Raw genomic sequence first — 18382 nt, 5'->3', positions numbered from 1 at the left:
TTCCATTTAATCCTGCACGATGTGGAAGGGGCAAAAACCTATCCGGAGTATAGGTTTCAAGCCGCGCGATCCCCCCTATAATTGGAGGGATTGCCTATTTCATAATCTACAAGGACAGCATGTTTCGGGTACCGCGCACTCCCTGGTTGTCCGGGCTGTTGATATGCCTGACGTTGTTGATCTTCGCGGTGGATACCTTCACGCCGCTGGACATGGCGGTGGCCGTGATGTACGTGGTGGTGGTGCTGTTGTCGGCCAGCGTGTGGCAGCGGCGTGGCGTGCTGCTGGTCACCGCCATCTGCCTGACATTGACGGTAGCCTCCTACCTGCTGACGCATACGGTGGTGTTTTCCGGCGCCGCCTCCGGCCGCATGATGGTCGGCCTGCTCGCCATCGGCATCACGTCCTTCCTGGCGCTGCGCGGGCAGGGCGCCACCAACGCGCTGCTGGCGCGCGAGGACGCGCTGCGCCGCAGCGAGGCTTTTTTGGCCGGCACCCAGCGCATCAGCAAGACCGGCAGCTTCAGTTTCAAGGCGGGCGGCGGCGAGATGTACTGGTCGGATGAGGCGGCGCGCATTTTCGGCTACCCGCTGGACGCGACGCCGACGATGGAGCGGGTGCTGGAGCGCAGCGCGCCGGACGATCGCCCGCAGGTTCGCGCCGCGCTGGAGCGGGCGCCCGACGCGGAGGGCGTGGTCGATCTGCGTCACCGCCTGCTGCTGCCGGACGGCCGGCTGAAGTATGTGCACGTGCTGGCCGAGCCGCGCTACGACAAGCAAGGCGCCTGCGAGTACCTCGGAGCGGTGACCGACGTCACGGCGGCGGTGCTGGCCGAACAGGCGCTGCACAGCGCCCAGGTGCAGTTGGCGCACGCCACCCGCGTGACGATGCTGGGCGAACTGGCGGCCTCCATCGCGCACGAGGTCAATCAGCCGCTGGCGGCGATTTCCACCAACGGCGAGGCCTGTTTGCGCTGGATGAACCGCCCGCAGCCCGACCTGGCCGAGGCGCGCGCCACGGTCGCCAGCATACTGGAGGCGAGCGGCCGCGCCACCGGCGTGATCAAACGCATACGCGCGCTGGCGCGCCGCAGCGATCCGCAGTACGCGGTGCTGGACCTGAACGCCGTCGCCGAGGAGAGCGTGGACCTGGTGCGGCGCGAACTCGATACCCACCGCGTGGCGCTGACGCTGGACCTGGCGCCACAACTGCCGCCGGTGTGCGGCGACCGGGTGCAGCTGCAGCAAGTGATCATCAATCTGCTGATGAACGCCAGCCAGGCCATGGCCGCCTGCGCGCCGGGACAGGCGGTGCTGATGCTGCAAACCGGCCTGGCCGCCGACGGCGCGCCGCTACTGAGCGTGAGCGACTCCGGCCCCGGCATCGCCGCCGACGCCGCGCCGCGACTGTTCGAGGCGTTCTACAGCACCAAGGAGGACGGCATGGGCATGGGATTGCCGATTTGCCGCTCCATCATCGAGACCCACGGCGGCCGCATCTGGGTGGGCCAGCCCGCGCCGGCCAGCCCTTTGGTTGGCGCCACCATCACCTTTTCCATGCCGGCGTATGAACCAGATTGACCCGCTTGACCCGAACGCCCCGATCGACCATGCCGAAACGCTGGTCTACATCGTCGACGACGAGGCGCCGCTGCGCGAGGCCGTTTCCAGCCTTTTGCGGTCGGTCGGCATGCGGGTCGCCGCCTTCGCGTCGGTGGCCGAATTCCTGGCCGAACCGCGCGCCGACGTCACCAGTTGCCTGCTGCTCGACGTGCGCTTGCAAGGTGTCAGCGGTCTCGATTTCCAGGCCGACCTGCGGCGCGACGGCGTGGCGCTGCCGATCATCTTCATGACCGGCCATGGCGACATACCGATGTCGGTGCGGGCGATGAAGGCCGGCGCGATCGACTTCCTGGCGAAGCCGTTCCGCGACCAGGAGCTGTTCGACGCGATCGACGCCGCGCTGCGGGCCGACCACGCGCGGCGCCGGCGCGACGGTGCGCTGCAGGGACTGACCGCGCGCTACGAGAGCCTGACGCCGCGCGAGCGCGAAATCATGGCGCTGGCCGCGCGCGGCCTGATGAACAAGCAGATCGCGGGCGAAGTGGGGACCAGCGAGATCACCGTCAAAATCCATCGCGGCAACGCGATGCGCAAGATGCAGGCCAAGACCTTCGCCGACCTGGTGCGCATGGCCGAGGCGCTCGGCCTGGCCTAAACCCCGGGGTCAGGTCCGACATTCGGACAAAACGGAAAATTGGGGAACTTTTTAGTGCGCAAAAAGTTCTAAAATGTCCGAATGTCGGACCTGACCCCCGGGGTTTGCTGGGAGGGAAGCATGGCGCTGACTGGTCCCGCCGCATCGACCTATACCCTCGTATGATTTTCCCGCCGTCAGCGAGCCTGTATCGTTCCACCATGCGCAGGACGGCCGCGAGACGCCGTTCGAACATGGGAGTACCCAGTGTCTGATCCGGAACCACAGTTTTGTCATATCGCGATCGTCGACGACGACGACGCCGTGCGCGTCGGCTTGAGCAGCCTGCTGCGCTCCTACGGCTATGCGGCGCAGGCCTTCGATTCGGCGCAGGCGCTGCTGGGCGCGGGCGGCGCCGCGTTCGAGCAGTTTCATTGCGTGATCACCGATCTGCAGATGCCCGGCATGAGCGGCATCGAGTTGCTGGAGGAATTGCGTCGCCGGGGCAATACCTTGCCGCTGATCCTGATGACCGCCTTTCCCGAGGCGGCGCTGCGCAAACGCGCGCTGCAGGGCGGCGCCTGCTGCTTCTTGAGCAAACCGTTCGACGCCAACCAGCTGCTCGCCTGCCTCAGGAACGCCGCAGCTTCCTTGCCGCCATCGGATTGATGTTGTCGGCGCAGTCGCCGCAAAAACCGTACAGCGACAGCGAGTGCTCGTGCAGCACGAAGTTGCGCTCCTTGGCCACCGCCTCCTGCCGCGCTTCGATCTCGGCGTCGAGGAATTCCTCCATCTTGCCGCAGTTGGTGCAGATCAGGTGGTCGTGGTGGCCGCCTTCGTTGAGCTCGAACACCGAGGCCACCGATTCGAAGTGCCGGCGGATCAGGATGCCGGCGTCGGCGAACTGCATCAACACCCGGTACACGGTGGCCAGCCCCATGTCGATGTTTTCGTCGTGCAGCAGCCGGTAGACGTCGTCCGCGTTCAAATGCTTGCTTTTCGATTCCTGGAACAATTGCAGGATGCGCAGACGGGGGAGGGTGGCCTTGAGGCCAAGCTTGCGCAACTCTTGGGGGATATCCATGCGTCTCTCTAATGATAATGATTCTTATTCGCACTATATCCGTATTTTATTTCTTTGGCAATGCAGTATCGATCGCGTGCGCGGCCTTTTTTGTTCAGGACAACCTATAATCTCCGGACAACATTTATTTTCCGGACACTGTGACCCATCCCTTCCTCAATGGCGGCGGCCAAGTCGCGCAGATCATCGCTTCCCACGACTGGAGCAACACCGCGCTTGGCCCCATCGACGCCTGGCCGCAGTCGCTCAAGACGACCGTGGCGCTGATATTGCGCTCGACCGTGCCGATCGTGCTGCTGATGCGCGAGCAGGGGGTGATGATCTATAACGACGGCTATTCGGTGTTCGCCGGCGGCCGCCATCCGATGTCGCTGGGCGCCAACGTGCGCGAGGCTTGGCCGGAGGTGGCCGATTTCAACGACCACGTGATCAAGGTCGGCCTGGCCGGCCGCACGCTGGTCTACACCGACCAAGAATTGACGCTGCACCGCAACGGCGCGCCGGAACAAGTGTGGATGAACCTGGACTACTCGCCGGTGCTCGACGAGGACGGCACGCCGGTCGGCGTGATGGTGCTGGTGATCGAGACCACCGACAAGGTCAAGGCCGAGCGCCGCGTGCGCAACGAGGCCGAGCGCATGCGCATCATGTTCGAGCAGGCCCCCGGCTTCATGGCGATGCTGTCCGGTCCCGAGCATGTCTTCATGTCGGCCAATCCGGCCTACATGGCGCTGGTCGGCCAGCGCGAGGTGATCGGCCTGCCGGTGCGCGCGGCGCTGCCGGAGGCCAACAGCCAGGGCTTCGTCGGCCTGCTCGATAAACTGTACGCGTCCGGCGAGACCTGGTCCGGCACCGCCGTGCCGTTCTTCCTGGCCGCCACCGGCGACCGGCCGGCGCGCGAGCGCTTCCTCGATTTCGTCTACCAGCCGCTGCGCGACGCCGCCGGCGCCGTGTGGGGCATCTTCGTGCAGGGCGCCGACGTGACCGACCGCGTGATGGCCGAGAACCTGCTGCGCGCCAGCGAGAACACCTTCCGCACCTTGTCGCAGACGATACCGAGCCAGGTCTGGCAGGCCGACGCCGACGGGCGGCTGGACTGGTTCAACGACCAGGTCTACCGCTACTCCGGCACCCAGCCCGGCGAGTTGAACGACAGCCGCTGGGCGGAAATCGTCCATCCGCAGGACCTGCCGGCGGCCAGCCAGGCGTGGATCGTCGCGGTGGCCACCGGCCAGACCTTCGAGACCGAGTACCGCATCCGCCGCGCCGACGGCATCTACCGCTGGCACATCGTGCGCGCCCTTCCGATCGTCGACGACCACGGCGTGGTGCAGCGCTGGGTCGGCACCAGCACCGATATCGAGGACCAGAAGTCGACCGCCTACAAGCTGCAGCAGCAGGTGACCGAGCGCACCGCGGAGCGCGACCGCATGTGGCGCTATTCGACCGACGTGATGCTGGTGGTGACGCTGGACGGCTGGGTGGTGGCCGTCAACCCGGCCTTCACCCGCCTGCTGGGATGGGAGGAAGCGGAGGTGATCGGCACCTCGCTCTACAAACTGGTGCATCCCGACGACATGGCCGCATCGCAGGCGGAGATGGCCTCGCTGGCCGAGGGCCGGCATACCTTCAAGTTCGAGAACCGCACCTTGCGCAAGGCAGGCGGCCACGCGATCCTGTCGTGGACGGCGGTGCCGGACGAGCGCTACGTGCACGCGGTGGGCCGCGACATGACGGCCGAGCGGGCGGCGGCCGACGAGATGCGCCGCACGGCGGCGGCGCTGCAGCAGTCGCAGAAGATGGAGGCGATCGGCAAGCTGACCGGCGGCGTGGCGCACGATTTCAACAATCTGCTGCAGGTCATCTCCGGCAACCTGCAACTGCTAGGCGGCGACGTCAAGGGCAACGCCCGCGCCGAGAAGCGCCTCGAGCACGCGCTGGCCGGCGTCACGCGCGGCGCCAAGCTGGCCAGCTATCTGCTGGCGTTCGGCCGGCGCCAGGCGCTCGATCCGCGGGTGGTCAAGATCGGCCGCTTCATCGCCGGCATGGAGGACATGCTGCGCCGCACGCTGGGCGAGGAGATCGAGGTCGAGACGGTGATCTCGGGCGGCTTGTGGAACACCCTGGTCGACACCGCGCAGGTGGAGAACGCGGTGCTCAATCTGTGCATCAACGCGCGCGACGCCATGAACGGCGTGGGCAGGCTGACCATCGAGGTCGGCAACGCCATGCTCGACGACCAGTACGCGGCCACCCATCCCGAGCTGGCGGCGGGCCAGTACGTGATGATCGCCATCAGCGACACCGGCAGCGGCATGAGCCCCGAGGTGCTGGCGCAGGCGTTCGATCCGTTCTTCTCGACCAAGCCGGAAGGCAAGGGCAGCGGCCTGGGATTGTCGATGGTGTACGGCTTCGCGCGCCAGTCGGGCGGCCACGTGAAGATCTACAGCGAGCCCGGAAGCGGCACCACCGTCAAGCTGTACCTGCCCCGTTCGACCGATGTCGAGGACGCGCCGGCGCCGCCGGAAATGCGCGCGGTGGTCGGCGGCCAGGAAACCATCCTGGTGGCCGAGGACGACGACGGCGTGCGCGCCACCGTGGTCGAAATGCTCAGCGAGCTCGGTTACCGCGTGGTCAAGGCGAACGACGCGGCCAGCGCGCTGAGCATCATCGACAGCGGCCTGCCGATAGACCTGCTGTTCACCGACGTGGTGATGCCGGGCGCGCTGCGCAGCCCCGAGCTGGCGCGCAAGGCGCGCGAGCGGCTGCCGGGCATCGCGGTGCTGTTCACGTCCGGGTACACGGAAAACGCCATCGTGCACGGCGGCCGGCTCGATGCCGGCGTCGATTTGCTGGGCAAGCCCTACACCCGCGAGGCGCTTGCGCGCAAGGTGCGCCACGTGCTGGCCAACCGCCAGCATCAGGCGCAGCTTGCCGCGCAGCCGCCGGCGCCAGCGGCCTCCAGCGACGCGGCCGGGGCGCAGGAAGGGAGCGCACCGGCGGCCGGCTTGCGCATCGTGCTGGTGGAGGACGAGCGCGAACTGCGCGAGACCACCACCGAGCTGCTGGAACTGCTGGGCCATACGGTGTTGCCGGCCGGCGACGCGGCCGCCGCGCTGGGCTTGCTCGACGGCGAGGCGGTGGACGTGATGATCACCGATATCTCGCTGCCGGATCTCTCCGGCGAGGTGCTGGCGGCGCGCGCCCGCGCGTTGCGGCCCGATCTGCGGATCATCTTCGCCAGCGGCCAGCATCCACGCTTCCCGCTCGAGGGCGCGCAATTGCTGCTCAAACCGTTCAGTGTCGATAAGCTAATGCAGATGCTGGCGTCCGTGGTGTAAAGCATATTATTGATGTAATTCTATTAAAATTAAAGTGGTTTTTGGATAGAATTTTTGGTATATTGCTTTACTTCATCTAAAGTTGCTTTGAGGCAGTTTGCCATTTGCGGCCCCGGCCGCGAAGCGGCGTTGCCACCTTTCCCATTCTGAAGAACAGACGCCCGTCTGCGGTCCCTGGCGCGTTACGCCCGAACCCTGTGTACTGGCGACCGCGCCGTATATGTACCACCGGGAACACAGACAGGAATTCCGCATGACCGATTTATTCTTGCCCTTGCCCGCGATGCGTTTGTTGACCAGACGTTTACTCACGATATTTTTATTGACGGTGCCGGCCGCGTTGCCGGCGTTCGCCGTCGAGGCCGGCCCGCACGATCCGGTGATCGTGGTGTCGCCCAGGAATCCGCTGTCCGCGCTGCGCTATGAGCAAGTGGCGGCCATCTTCATGGCGCAAACCGACCGCTTTCCCGGCGGCGCCGAGGCGGTGGCGCTCGACCTGCCGCCCGGCAGCGCGCTGCGCGACGCGTTCTACCGGCGCGTCGCGGACCGCTCGCCGGCGCTGATGAAGGCTTACTGGAGCAAGATGGTGTTCACCGGACGGGGCCAGCCCCCGCGCGAGCTGCACAACAGCGCCGCCGTGCGCCGCATGGTGGCCGACAACCCGGCCATGATCGGCTACATCGACCGCGCCGCGCTCGACGCCAGCGTCAAGGTGCTGGAGCTGCGGCCATGACGGCGTCCAAGGCCGGCGACAGCCTGCGCGCGCGCTGGTTGCGGCGCGGGCTCGACACGCATATCTCGCTGCCGCTGTTCGCGCTGCTGCTGCTGGTGGCGATCTGGCTGCTGTCGCTGCACGAGATCGACGTCGAACGGGTGCGGGCACGCGAGGCGGCCGCCGATTCGCTGCGCGAGGTGCTGGGCACCTACGAGGCGCAGGTGGCGCGCGGGCTGGATGGCATCGATCAAACGCTGCGCGTGCTCAAGTACGCGGTCGAGCGGCGCGGCACGCTGGGCGCGCTGCCGGAACTGGCCCGCGAGGGTTTGCTGCCGTCGGGCCTGGTGTTTTCCGTCAGCATCGTCGACCGCGACGGCATGACGGTCGCCAGCAGTCCGCAGGCGACGCCGATCTCGGTCGCCGACCAGCGCTACTTCAACTTCCACCAGGAGCGCGACAGCGGCGCGATCTTTGTCGGCGAGCCCATGCGCGATGCCGCCAAGACCGAGTGGCATCTGCATTTCACGCGCCGGCTCGACGACGCGAAGGGCAACTTCGCCGGCGTCGTCATGGTCGAAACCGATCCCGCGTATTTCACCAGCGGCTATGAGCGCAGCCGCATGGGCGAGCGCGGCATGCTGGGGCTGATCGGCACGGACGGCGTGGTGCGCGCCCTGCGCATCGGCGACAAGGTGTCGTTCGGGCAGCGCCTGGCGGCGCCAGCGACGCCGCCCCATCTGCAGTCGGTCGCCCGTCCGCATCCGCAGGACGGGGTGAGCCGCTCCAGCGGCGTCAGCGAACTGCACGGCGTGGCGCTGAAGGTCGTCGCCGGCCTCGACGAGCAGGAGCAGATGGCTGCGTTCGAGCGCAAGCGGCGCGAGATCCTGTGGCGGGCCGGCGCGGCCAGCCTGGCGCTGGCGATCGCCACCGGCCTGCTGTGGCTGTGGTCGTGGCAGGGCGCGCGCCACCGCGCCGGCGTGCGGCGCGCGCAGGAGACCTACGCGGCGGCGTCGGCGGCCAGCCTGGACGCCTTCTTCGTCATGCGCGAGGTGCGCGACGGCGCCGGCGCGATCGTCGATTTCAACATCGTCGACGCCAATTCCCGCGCCGAACAGTTCACCGGCGTGAGCCGCGAGCGCCTGTGCCGCACCACGTTGCTGCGGCTGGTGCCGACGGCGCGCGAGAGCGGCATGTTCGCCGACCTGGTGCGCGTGACGCAGGCCGGCGGCGTGCACGAGCAGGAATGGGAGAACACGATACCCGAGTTGAGCGCGCGCTGGCTGCACCAGCAGGTGGTGCCGGTCGAAGGCGGCGTGGTGGCCATCGTGCGCGATATCACCGAGCGCAAGCTGGCCGAGGAGCGCATGCAGCACCTGGCCCACCACGACACCCTGACCGGCCTGCCGAACCGCATCCTGATCACCGAGCGGCTGGAGCTGACGGTGGCCGAGGCGCGCCGCGATGGTGGCGACGGCGACGCCACCTTGCTGGTGGCGTTCATCGATCTCGATGGTTTCAAACTGGTCAACGACGGCCTCGGTCACAACGCCGGCGACGCGCTGCTCAAGGTGGTGGCCGGGCGCATGGCCGCCTGCCTGCGCCCGGGCGACAGCGTGGGCCGCTTCGGCGGCGACGAATTCGTGCTGATGCTGCGGGAGGCGGCCGCCGTGGACGGCGGGGACACCGGGGCGGCGGCGGTGCTGGAACGGGTGCGCGAGGCGGTGCTGCAGCCGATCAGCGTGGGCGGGCAGCAGGTGCAGGTCAGCTGCAGCATCGGCGTGGCGGTCCATCCCAACGATGGCGCCGACGCCGAAACGCTGCTGATGCACGCCGACGCGGCGATGTACCGCGCCAAGGAGCTGGGCAAGAACAACTGCCAGTTCTACGCGCACGAAATGAACGCCGAGATCGAACAAAAGCTGGTGCTGCTCGAGGGCATGCGCCAGGCGCTGGAGCATCGCCAGTTCCGCCTGGTGTACCAGCCCAAGGTGGATCTGCGCACCGGCCGCATTTTCGGCGCCGAGGCGCTGGTGCGCTGGGAGCATCCGGAGCACGGCGTGATCGGGCCGGACCGTTTCATTCCGCTGGCCGAGGAGAGCGGCATGATCGTGGCGCTGGGCGAGTGGGTGCTGCGCGAGGCGTGCCACCAGAACCGCGCCTGGCAGGACGCCGGCCTGCCGCCGCTGTGCATCTCGGTCAATGTGTCGCCGCGCCAGTTCGAGGAGGGGCGGCTGGTCGAGCGGGTGGCGCTGGCGCTGGCCGACAGCGACATGGCGCCGCGCTGGCTGGAGCTGGAGGTGACCGAGGGCGTGATCATGCGCGACCTGACGCGCGCGCTCGGCAAGATGGAGCAGCTGCGGACGATGGGCGTGGCGCTGTCGATCGACGACTTCGGTACCGGTTATTCGAGCCTGTCGGCGCTCAAGTCGTTCCCGATCAGCACCCTCAAGATCGACAAGTCCTTCGTGCGCGACCTGGCGCACAGCGCCGGCGACCAGGCCATCGCCAGTTCCATCATCGGCCTGGCGCACCGCCTCAAGCTGCGCGTGATCGCCGAGGGCGTGGAAACGGAGCAGCAGCGTGGCTTCCTGCGCGCCAACGGCTGCGACGAGATGCAGGGTTATCTGTTCAGCGAGCCGCTGCCGCCGGAGCAACTGGCGGCGCTGCTGAAGCGCGCGACCGGCGCCGCGCCGCCGCTTGCGCGGCGCAGCGAGGTCGTCGCATAGGCCCCGTTACCAGGTCCACGTCAACGTGGCGCTGCCGTTGCGCGGCGCGCCGTACAGGCTTTGCGTCCAATACAGGCTGGTCAGGTATTTCTTGTCGGTCAGGTTGTTGAGGTTGACCGACAGGCTCAGATGTTTGTCGATGTCGTAGCGGGCCATCAGCCCCAGCAGCGCATAGCTGGCCTGCGTGGTCTTGATGCCGCCGCCCTGGTCGGTGTCGATGGCGCTTTGCCACGCCACGGTGCCGCCGACCTTGAGCGCCGGCAGCGCCGGCACGCGGTAGGTGGTGTGGAGCTTGACCGTGGTGCGCGGGATGTAGGTCTTGACGATTTGCCCCTCATCGCCGTGGATCGACAGCCGCGTGACGCCGGCGCTGGCCTGCCAGCCCTTGGCCAGCTCGCCGGCCAGATCGAACTCGACGCCCTGCGATTCGGCGTTCAGGCCGCGATACACGGTCTTGCCGCCGACAAAGTCCGCCTGCTCGGCGGTGTTGTCCTGTTTGGTCTTGAAGACCGCCCCCGACAGATTCAGCTTGCCGTTGTAGAACGCGCTTTTCAGGCCGGCCTCGGTGGTCTTGCCTTCGACCGGCGCCAGCGTGTTGCCGCTGGCGTCGGTTTCGCTTTGCGGGTTGAAAATCTCCGTGTGGCTGGCGTAGGCCGACCAGTTGCGGTTTATGTCGTAGACCAGGCCGACGTAAGGCGTGCTCTTGCTGGCCGAGCGGGCCTTGCTGGTGCCGTAGGACACGCCGCTGCTCCTGGCGCGCGTGCTGTTGATGCCGGTCAGCAGTTTCCAGTCGTCGGCCAGGTTGAAGCGGGCGGCGGCGTAGACGGTGTTGCGGCGGTCTTCGTAGCTGCTGCCGTCGTAGGCGGCGTCGAACAGCGGCTGCGGCAGGCTGCCGTCGAAGGCGCTGTTGCCGGGCAGCGGGTCGCCGATGCCGCGCCCGTACAGCGATTCGTCGCGTAAGGTCGACTTGGACCAGCTGTAGCCGAAGCTCAGGTCGTGCTGGCGTCCGCCGAGGCCGAATTTGCCGTCGACCGAGACGTCCAGCAAGGTCTGGCGCTGGCGGGCGCCGTAGCGCGACGGATAGGCGAACAGGCCGTCGCCGGTGAGCTTGTCAGGCGTGCCGTAGACATATTCCAGCGCCGAATCGGAGCGGTAGGTGATGTGGTTGAGCGTCGATTGCACGCGCCAGCCGCCGCCCAGATCGTGGCCCAGTTCGGCGAAGCTGCTGTTGGTGACGGTGTCCCAGCGCGACCAGTCGGCCGAGGTGCTGGCCGAGACCGGATAGTCGGTCGGGCTGCCGTCGCTGTAGAACAGCGGCAGGGCGCCCCACATGACGCCCTTGCCGCGGTTGGTTTCGTAGGTGTGGCCGATGGTCAGCAAGGTGCTGTCGCCCAGGTGGGCGTCGATGACCGCGTAGCCGACGGTCTTGCGCGGCTCGTAGCGGTCCAGGTAGGAGTCGCTTTCCTGGCGGATCACGACGGCGCGGCCGGTGACGCTGCCGCTTTCGTTGAGCTTGGTGCTGACGTCGCCCTCGACGCGGCGCTGGTTCCATGAGCCCAGGGTGACGCTGGCGCTGGCCGCCGTCTGCGCCGTCGGCCGCTTGCGGATGAAGTTGACGGTGGCCGACGGGTTGCCCGTCGAACTCATCAAACCGTTGGCGCCGCGCACGATGTCGATGCGCTCGTACAGGCCGGTGTCGAGGTTGCCCGCGATGTTGCCGAACACCAGCGGCGTGCCGACCCCGTCGTACTGGAAGTTGATGATGTCGAAGCCGCGCGCCGTGTAATAGGTGCGGCTGGTCTCCACGCGCTCGACGGTGACGCCGGTGGTCGTGGCCAGCACGTCGTTGATGTTGTTGAGCTTGAAGTCGTCCATCAGCGCGCGCGTGACCACCGACACCGATTGCGGCGTCTCGCGCAGCGACAGGTCGAGCTTGCCAGCCGAGCGGGTGCGGGAGGCCGTGTAGCCGTCGTCCCCGGCGGCGCCGGTCACCGTGACCACCGCCATCGTCGGCTCGGCGGCGGACGAGTCGGCGACGCCCGCATCGGTGGCGGCCGCCACGGTGGCCGCGCTGGCGGCGACATCGCGCTCGGCGGCCAGGGCGGTGGCGGAATGGGCCAGCGACAGCGCCAGCAACAGCGGGCGCAGGGGAAGGTGACGGGGCATGCGGAACTCCTTGGGTGAGATCGTGTCACTGGCTGGGGAATCGCGTTGCCTGGCTGGGACGGTGAATTGGGGGAAATGAGCGCGCGGAGCGATCAAATCTTAATAAGAATCATTACCAATTATAGTTGATTGATGACATGTATGCAAAGGTGGCGCGCTCATCGTGGCGATTTGCGCGCAGGCGCCCGTTTGATGTGAAACAAGGCTGCCTTGCGGGACGCGATCTACTCTGGTCGAGCTATCGGAGGCCGCCATGCACACCGCCACACCATCCACCACCGTCACAACGATCAGGTCCCGCCTGGCGCCCTTGCTGTCCGGCCTGGCGCTGCTGGGCGGCTGCGCCACCGGCATGCACAGCGCGCCGGCGCCGGACGACGCCGAGGTCATTCCCATCACCGAGCAATGGCTGGACGCCGAGCAGCGCAGTAACGCCGGCGCGCCGGCCGCCGGCCAGGACCTGGGCAGCCTGGCGGCCGCCGAGCCCGGCGCGTATACCTATATCCTGGGTGTCGGCGACGTGCTGGCGATCACCTTGTGGGACCATCCGGAACTGACCGGCGCGGTCGCGCGCGACCAGGGCGTTGACGGCGCCGGGCTGGGGCCGCCGGCGGCCAGCTTTGTCATCGACCAGCAGGGCAAGCTGCACTTCCCGTTCGCCGGCACGATGGACTTCGCCGGGCTGACGCGCGAGCAGGCCGGCGCCTTGCTGACCAAGCGGCTGGCGCGCTACTTCCGCGACCCGCGCGTCACGCTCAGCGTGCAGGCCTACCGCAGCCAGCGGGTCTACATCGACGGCGAGGTGCGCACGCCGGGCCTGCAGACCGTCAACGATATTCCGATGACCTTGCTCGAGGCGATCAACCGCGCCGGCGGCCTGACGCCCAACGCCGACCAGAGCCGCATCAGCGTCGAGCGCGCGGGCCGGCGCCACAAGATCGACCTGGTCCGCGCGCTGCGCGACGGCCGCCACGCCGCCGCCGTGATGCTGGTCAACGGCGACATCGTGCGGGTGCCGCCGCGCGACGAGAGCAAGGTGTTCGTCGCCGGCGAGGTGCTGCAACCGCGCTCGCTGACCATGCACGACGGCCGGCTGACCTTGAACGAGGCGCTCGGCGAGGTCGGCGGCATCAATCCGCAAAGCGGCGACGCCGGCCAGGTGTACGTGGTGCGGCAGACGGCGCAGGGGCCGCGCGTGTACCGGCTCGACGCCCGGCCGTCGCGGGCGCTGGCGCTGGCCGAGCGCTTCGAGCTGCGCGCCAAGGACGTCGTGTACGTGGCCGCCTCGCCGCTGGCCAACTGGCACCGCGCGATCAGCCAGCTGTTCCCGGGCGAGCTGTCGTCCGCCGTCGGCGCCACCACCAGACCATAGGCCCCCCATGAACGACGCTTACGACAACCCGCCGCAACTGCGCTCGCTGCGCGGCATCGCCGCGCCGACCCAACTGATCGAGCGGGTCGAACCGCTGCCCGGGCCGGATCCCGGCGCGCTGGCGTGGCGCTCTTACTTCCAGACGCTGTTCGCGCGGCGCTGGCTGATCCTCGGCGTGGCCGCGCTGTGCACCCTGGCGGCGCTGGCCTACGCGCTGGCCGCGCGCCCGGTGTACGAGGCCAACATGCTGCTGCACGTGGAGGAGGACACGCCGAACACGTCGAAGAACATCCTCAACGACGTGTCGTCGCTGTTCGAAACCAAGAAGGCGGCGATCGCCGAGATGGAGCTGCTGCACTCGCGGCTGGTGGTGGCGCGCGCGGTCGACACGCTGCGCCTGTACATCGACGCGCGGCCGCGCTATTTCCCGCTGGGCGGCGAGTGGATCGCGGCGCGCCGCGGCAGCGAGCTGTCCGAGCCCGGCCTGTTCGGCCGTGGCGGCTATGTGTGGGGCGGCGAGAAAATCGAGGTCGCCAGCTTCGACGTGCCCGACGCCATGTACAACCATGACTTCACCATCACCGCGCTCGGCGGCGGGCGCTACCGGCTCGGCGACGGCAAAGGGCGCCCGGTGCTGGAGGGCGAGACGGGACTGGCGGCGCACGCCGCCGGCGCCGACGGCGCCATCGACCTGGTGGTGACGCGGCTGCGCGCCAACCCCGGCGCCCGCTTCACCTTGCGCCGCAGCTCGCGCCTGGCCGCGCTCGAGCAGGTGCAGCGCTCGCTGCAGATCGCCGAGCAGGGCAAGCAGTCTGGGGTGATCGCGGTCAAGCTGCACGGCGCCAACCCGCAGCAGGTGTATGCCACGCTGACCGAGATCGGCAGCGAATACATGCGGCAAAACCTGGCGCGGCGCACCGAGGAGGCGCAAAAGACGCTGGCCTTCCTCGACCGCCAGTTGCCGGTGCTGCGCCACCAGCTCGAAAGCGCCGAGGCCAGCTACAACGGCTACCGCAGCAGCCACGCCACCGTCAACCTGGAGCAGGAAGTGCGCATCGCGCTCGACACCCTGGCGGCGGCGCAGGCGCGCCGCAGCACGCTGACGCAAAAGCGCGCCGAGCTGCTGGGGCGCTATACCGACGAGCATCCGCTGCTGCAGGCGCTGAACCAGCAGAGCCGCGAGACGGTGCGCGAGATCGACGAGCTCGAGGCGCGCATCAAGCGCCTGCCGCTGGTCGAGCAGCAACAGGCGCGCCTGGCGCGCGACGTCAAGGTCAGCACCGACCTGTACACCGAGCTGCTGAACACGGCGCAGCAGTTGCGCCTGGTGGCGGTGGGGCGGGTCGGCAACGTGCGCATGGTCGACATGCCGGTGGCGCCGGAGCGCCCGCTCAAGCCGAACCGCTCGCTGATCGTGGTGCTGGGCATGGTCACCGGCCTGTTCCTGGGCGCCTTGCTGGCCTTCGCCAGCAAGGCCGTGGGCGGCGGCATCGACGACCCCGAGCGGATCGAGGCGATGCTGGGCGCGCGCACGGTGCACGCGACCATCCCGCACAGCCGCAGCCAGGACCGCCTGCGGCGGCAGGCGCGCAAGCGGGCGCCGCTGCTGCTGGCGCAGGCGGCGCCGGACGACGCGGCCGCCGAGAGCCTGCGGGCGTTCCGCGCCGCGCTGGAATTCGTGTTGCCGCACAGCCGCAACAACGTGGTCAGCTGCCTGGGGCCGACGCGGCGGGTGGGCGCCTCGTTCGTGTCGGTCAACCTGGCGCTGCTGATGGCCTCGGGCGGCAAGCGCACCTTGCTGATCGACGCCGACCTGCGCGACGGCCGGCTGCACGAGTATTTCGGCATCGAGCGTTGCGGCGGGCTGGCCGAGTGCCTGGCCGGCGCGCTGCAGCCGCACATGGCGGTGCGCCACGGGGTTGCCGACCATCTTGATTTCATTCCTTGCGGCAGCGTGCTGCCGCAGCAGACCGAGCTGCTGCAGCACCGCCATCTGGCCAGCCTGCTCGAGTCGCTCAGCGCCCGCTACGACGTGGTGCTGATGACGGCGCCGCCGGTGATGGAGGCGGCCGACGCGTTGGTCGTCGGCGCCCACGCCGGCGCCGTCTTCCTCGTCACCCGCGCCGGCGTGACCACCGAGGGCCAGCTCAACGCGGCCGTCAAACGGCTCAACCAGGCCGGCATCGCGCCGCACGGCGTGGTGTTCAACGACGCCTGAGCAAGCATGCCCCGTTGAACACCACGGCGCGCGGGCGCGGTTTTTTGCGCTGTTTCTTGCACTTATTCGGGCCTGTTTTTTTGTTGTAATAATGTCTTGTCAGAATTTTTTTCTAAAAGCATTGAACTATAGAATTTGATTCAGATCAAACCTTCCTCATTCACTTCATGAACGAGGAAAGTCTGATGAACAATTCTGTCAACTACCTGTCCCAGGGGAGCGCCACGACCATCGGTCTGGGCGCCTGCGCAATGCTGCTGGCCGCTTGCGGCGGCGGCAGCGGCGGCGATGAAGGAAAGCAAGCCGCCGCGGCGCAAGCGCCCGTGCTGGCCGCCAGCGTCACGTACAACGGCGCGGCGGCGGCCAGCGAGCTCTATGTTTCAACCACAGGTTCAGACAGTAACCCCGGCACCCAGGCGGCGCCGTTCTTGACGATACGCAGGGCATCGCAAGCGGCCACGCCGGGCACCATCGTGCACGTGGCGCCCGGCGCCTACGCCGGCGGCTTCGTCACCAACAGCAGCGGCACGGCCACCGCGCGGATCAAGTATGTGTCGGACCGGAAGTGGGGGGCGAAGATCGTGCCGCCGGCCACGTCCACCACGTCGGCGGCGTGGGACAACCGCGGCAACTACGTCGACATCGTCGGCTTCGAGGTCGACGGCAGCGCGGCGCGCGCCGGCACGGCGTGGACCACCGGCATCTACACCGGCGGCTCGTTCGGCGGCGTGACCGGCAACAGGGTGCACCACATCGGACGCGCCGCCTGCGCGTCGGGCGGCGGCATCGGCGCCGACAGCTATTTCAAGGGCAGCGCGCATGACGTCCGCGACAATATGGTGCACGACATCGGCGCCAACGGTTGCCGCACCATGTACGGTGTCTATGTCAACAGCGTGGGCACGGATGTCAAGAATAATATCATTTACGGTGTCTCGAACGCGGCGGTGCGCTTGTGGCACGACGCCTCCGGCGTCGACGTCGTCAACAACACCATCTTCGCGTCCCACACCGGCGTGGTGGTGGGCAGCGGCGATTACTATCACGCGACGACGGCCGGCGACAATTCGCGCGTGACGAACAACATCGTGTACGACACCGTCTACGGCGTGGTCGAACAGGGCAACATCGGCTCACACAACACCTATGCGAACAACCTGATGTTCCAGCAGTCATCCCAAGGCTATCTGCTCCTGAAGGGCGTGGCGGTGGCGACCATCGCGGCCGCGCCGCAGTTCGTCAACTACGTGCGCACCGGCGGCGGCGACTATCATCTGCGCTCGACTTCGCCGGCGATCGACAAGGGCCTGGCCGTCGACGCGCCGCCGCGCGACTTCGATGGCAGGGAGCGCCCGGTCGGCGCCGCCGACGATCTCGGCGCCTACGAGTACGCCGGCACCACGCCGACGCCGACGCCCACACCCACGCCGACCCCGACCCCCACGCCGACCCCGACACCGACCCCGACCCCCACCCCAACCCCGACGCCAACCACCGCCAACCACCTGTACGTGTCGACCGGCGGCTCGGACAGCAATTCCGGCGCCCAGGGTTCGCCGTTGAAGACGATCGCGCGCGCCGCCGCGCTGGCCGCGCCGAACACCACCGTGCACGTGGCGCCGGGCAACTACGCGGGCGGCTTCAGGACCAACGCCAGCGGCACCGCGAACGGCCGCATCTACTATGTCTCGACCACCAAGTGGGGCGCGAAGATCGTCCCGGCGGCAAACTCCAGCAGCAGCGTGGCCTGGGACAACCGCGGCAACTATGTCGAGATCAACGGCTTCGAGATCGACGGCAGCGCCTACCAGAGCGGCACCAAGTGGCGCAACGGTTTCTACAACGGCGGCTCCTACGATGTCATCCGCAACAACCGCGTGCACCACATCGCCCAGAACATCGCTTGCGACGGCACCGGCGGCGCGGCCATCGGCGTCGACTCCTACTACAACGGCGTCCAGGGCGATGTCGTGAATAACTTCGTCTACGATATCGGTCCCGCCGGGTGCAGCCATGTGCACGGCATCTACGTGAGCACGACGGGCAGCGTGGTCGGCAACGTCGTCTACCGCGTCGCGCAGGGGGCGATCCATTTGTGGCACGACGCCACCAACGTCATCATCGCCAACAACACGGTGGCCAACTCGGGCATGGGCATCATCGTCGGCGGCGGCGACTTCTACCACAGCAGCGCCGGCGCCGACTACACCCACGTGGTCAACAACATCGTCTACGACAACCGCTACGGCATCTCTGAACAGGGCAAGACTGGTACGCACAACACCTACCGCAACAACCTGGTGTACCAGAACACCAACTACAACCTCAGTTTGCGTAACGGCCTGGTGGCCACCGGCACGGTCAGCGCCGATCCGCAGTTCGTCTCGTACACCCGTACGGCAACGCCCGACCTGCACCTGCGCAGCACCTCGCCGGCCAAGGGCGCCGGCACCACCACCTACGCGCCGGCATACGATATCGAGGGCACGCCGATGCAGCCGGTCAGCATCGGCGCGTACAAGTAAGGCGGGGCGGGCGGCGAACGGCGGCAAACAGCGCCGCCG

11 protein-coding genes are annotated in these 18382 nt (G+C 67.8%); 9 read left to right on the top strand and 2 right to left on the bottom strand.

Going from position 1 to position 18382, the window contains the following annotated elements:
• The first annotated feature begins 119 nt into the window (after window positions 1-119).
• From AC07P1_RS22370 to AC07P1_RS22360, 3 genes are all read left to right on the top strand, one after another.
• Window positions 120-1580: a sensor histidine kinase gene (locus AC07P1_RS22370; protein ID WP_494697903.1), complete on the top strand. Its 1461-nt coding sequence runs from the start codon at window positions 120-122 to the stop codon at window positions 1578-1580.
• Window positions 1567-2217 (top strand): response regulator transcription factor, encoded by a 651-nt coding sequence (locus AC07P1_RS22365; RefSeq protein ID WP_494697902.1) that lies wholly within the window; start codon window positions 1567-1569, stop codon window positions 2215-2217. Before AC07P1_RS22370 ends, AC07P1_RS22365 begins: the two co-directional genes overlap by 14 nt.
• 246 nt (window positions 2218-2463) lie before the next feature.
• A complete protein-coding gene (locus AC07P1_RS22360) occupies window positions 2464-2865 on the top strand; it encodes a response regulator transcription factor (protein WP_494697901.1) in 402 nt (133 codons plus the stop codon).
• On the opposite strand, the gene fur is transcribed toward AC07P1_RS22360, so the two are convergent.
• Window positions 2828-3280, bottom strand: coding sequence for a ferric iron uptake transcriptional regulator (gene fur / locus AC07P1_RS22355; protein WP_315212550.1), 453 nt, complete (start codon window positions 3278-3280; stop codon window positions 2828-2830). The two genes, AC07P1_RS22360 and fur, sit on opposite strands and share 38 nt — an antisense overlap.
• A 140-nt stretch (window positions 3281-3420) precedes the next feature.
• Here fur and AC07P1_RS22350 point away from each other — a divergent pair, with 140 nt between their 5' ends.
• From AC07P1_RS22350 to AC07P1_RS22340, 3 genes are all read left to right on the top strand, one after another.
• On the top strand, window positions 3421-6621 hold the full coding sequence (locus AC07P1_RS22350; protein WP_494697900.1) for a PAS domain S-box protein: 3201 nt from the start codon (window positions 3421-3423) through the stop codon (window positions 6619-6621).
• Between the two features lie 253 nt (window positions 6622-6874).
• Window positions 6875-7354, top strand: a complete 480-nt coding sequence (locus tag AC07P1_RS22345) for a type 2 periplasmic-binding domain-containing protein (protein WP_494697899.1) — start codon at window positions 6875-6877, stop codon at window positions 7352-7354.
• Entirely contained in the window at window positions 7351-10062 is a 2712-nt protein-coding gene (locus AC07P1_RS22340) for a bifunctional diguanylate cyclase/phosphodiesterase (protein ID WP_494697898.1), read from the top strand. Before AC07P1_RS22345 ends, AC07P1_RS22340 begins: the two co-directional genes overlap by 4 nt.
• A gap of 6 nt (window positions 10063-10068) precedes the next feature.
• On the opposite strand, the gene AC07P1_RS22335 is transcribed toward AC07P1_RS22340, so the two are convergent.
• Entirely contained in the window at window positions 10069-12228 is a 2160-nt protein-coding gene (locus AC07P1_RS22335; protein WP_494697897.1) for a TonB-dependent siderophore receptor, read from the bottom strand.
• A 253-nt stretch (window positions 12229-12481) separates the two neighbouring features.
• Here AC07P1_RS22335 and AC07P1_RS22330 point away from each other — a divergent pair, with 253 nt between their 5' ends.
• From AC07P1_RS22330 to AC07P1_RS22320, 3 genes are all read left to right on the top strand, one after another.
• On the top strand, window positions 12482-13600 hold the full coding sequence (locus tag AC07P1_RS22330; protein ID WP_494697896.1) for a polysaccharide biosynthesis/export family protein: 1119 nt from the start codon (window positions 12482-12484) through the stop codon (window positions 13598-13600).
• Window positions 13601-13607: 7 nt separating this feature from the next.
• Window positions 13608-15818: a GNVR domain-containing protein gene (locus tag AC07P1_RS22325; protein WP_494697895.1), complete on the top strand. Its 2211-nt coding sequence runs from the start codon at window positions 13608-13610 to the stop codon at window positions 15816-15818.
• A gap of 185 nt (window positions 15819-16003) precedes the next feature.
• Window positions 16004-18343, top strand: a complete 2340-nt coding sequence (locus AC07P1_RS22320; RefSeq protein ID WP_494697894.1) for a DUF1565 domain-containing protein — start codon at window positions 16004-16006, stop codon at window positions 18341-18343.
• Window positions 18344-18382 lie beyond the last annotated feature (39 nt).

The sequence above is a fragment of the Duganella sp. GW821-FHT07F09 genome, assembly GCF_059418705.1.
Note: the sequence above shows the minus strand (reverse complement) of the source record. Positions and strands in the feature narration are given on the sequence as shown.

Excerpts from the sequence above, each read along its gene's own strand:
- AC07P1_RS22370 (WP_494697903.1), top strand. The coding sequence starts at position 120 with ATGTTTCGGGTACCGCGCACTCCCTGGTTGTCCGGGCTGTTGATATGC.
- AC07P1_RS22365 (WP_494697902.1), top strand. The coding sequence starts at position 1,567 with ATGAACCAGATTGACCCGCTTGACCCGAACGCCCCGATCGACCATGCC.
- fur (WP_315212550.1), bottom strand. The coding sequence starts at position 3,280 with ATGGATATCCCCCAAGAGTTGCGCAAGCTTGGCCTCAAGGCCACCCTC.
- AC07P1_RS22345 (WP_494697899.1), top strand. The coding sequence starts at position 6,875 with ATGACCGATTTATTCTTGCCCTTGCCCGCGATGCGTTTGTTGACCAGA.
- AC07P1_RS22340 (WP_494697898.1), top strand. The coding sequence starts at position 7,351 with ATGACGGCGTCCAAGGCCGGCGACAGCCTGCGCGCGCGCTGGTTGCGG.
- AC07P1_RS22335 (WP_494697897.1), bottom strand. The coding sequence starts at position 12,228 with ATGCCCCGTCACCTTCCCCTGCGCCCGCTGTTGCTGGCGCTGTCGCTG.
- AC07P1_RS22330 (WP_494697896.1), top strand. The coding sequence starts at position 12,482 with ATGCACACCGCCACACCATCCACCACCGTCACAACGATCAGGTCCCGC.
- AC07P1_RS22325 (WP_494697895.1), top strand. The coding sequence starts at position 13,608 with ATGAACGACGCTTACGACAACCCGCCGCAACTGCGCTCGCTGCGCGGC.
- AC07P1_RS22320 (WP_494697894.1), top strand. The coding sequence starts at position 16,004 with ATGAACAATTCTGTCAACTACCTGTCCCAGGGGAGCGCCACGACCATC.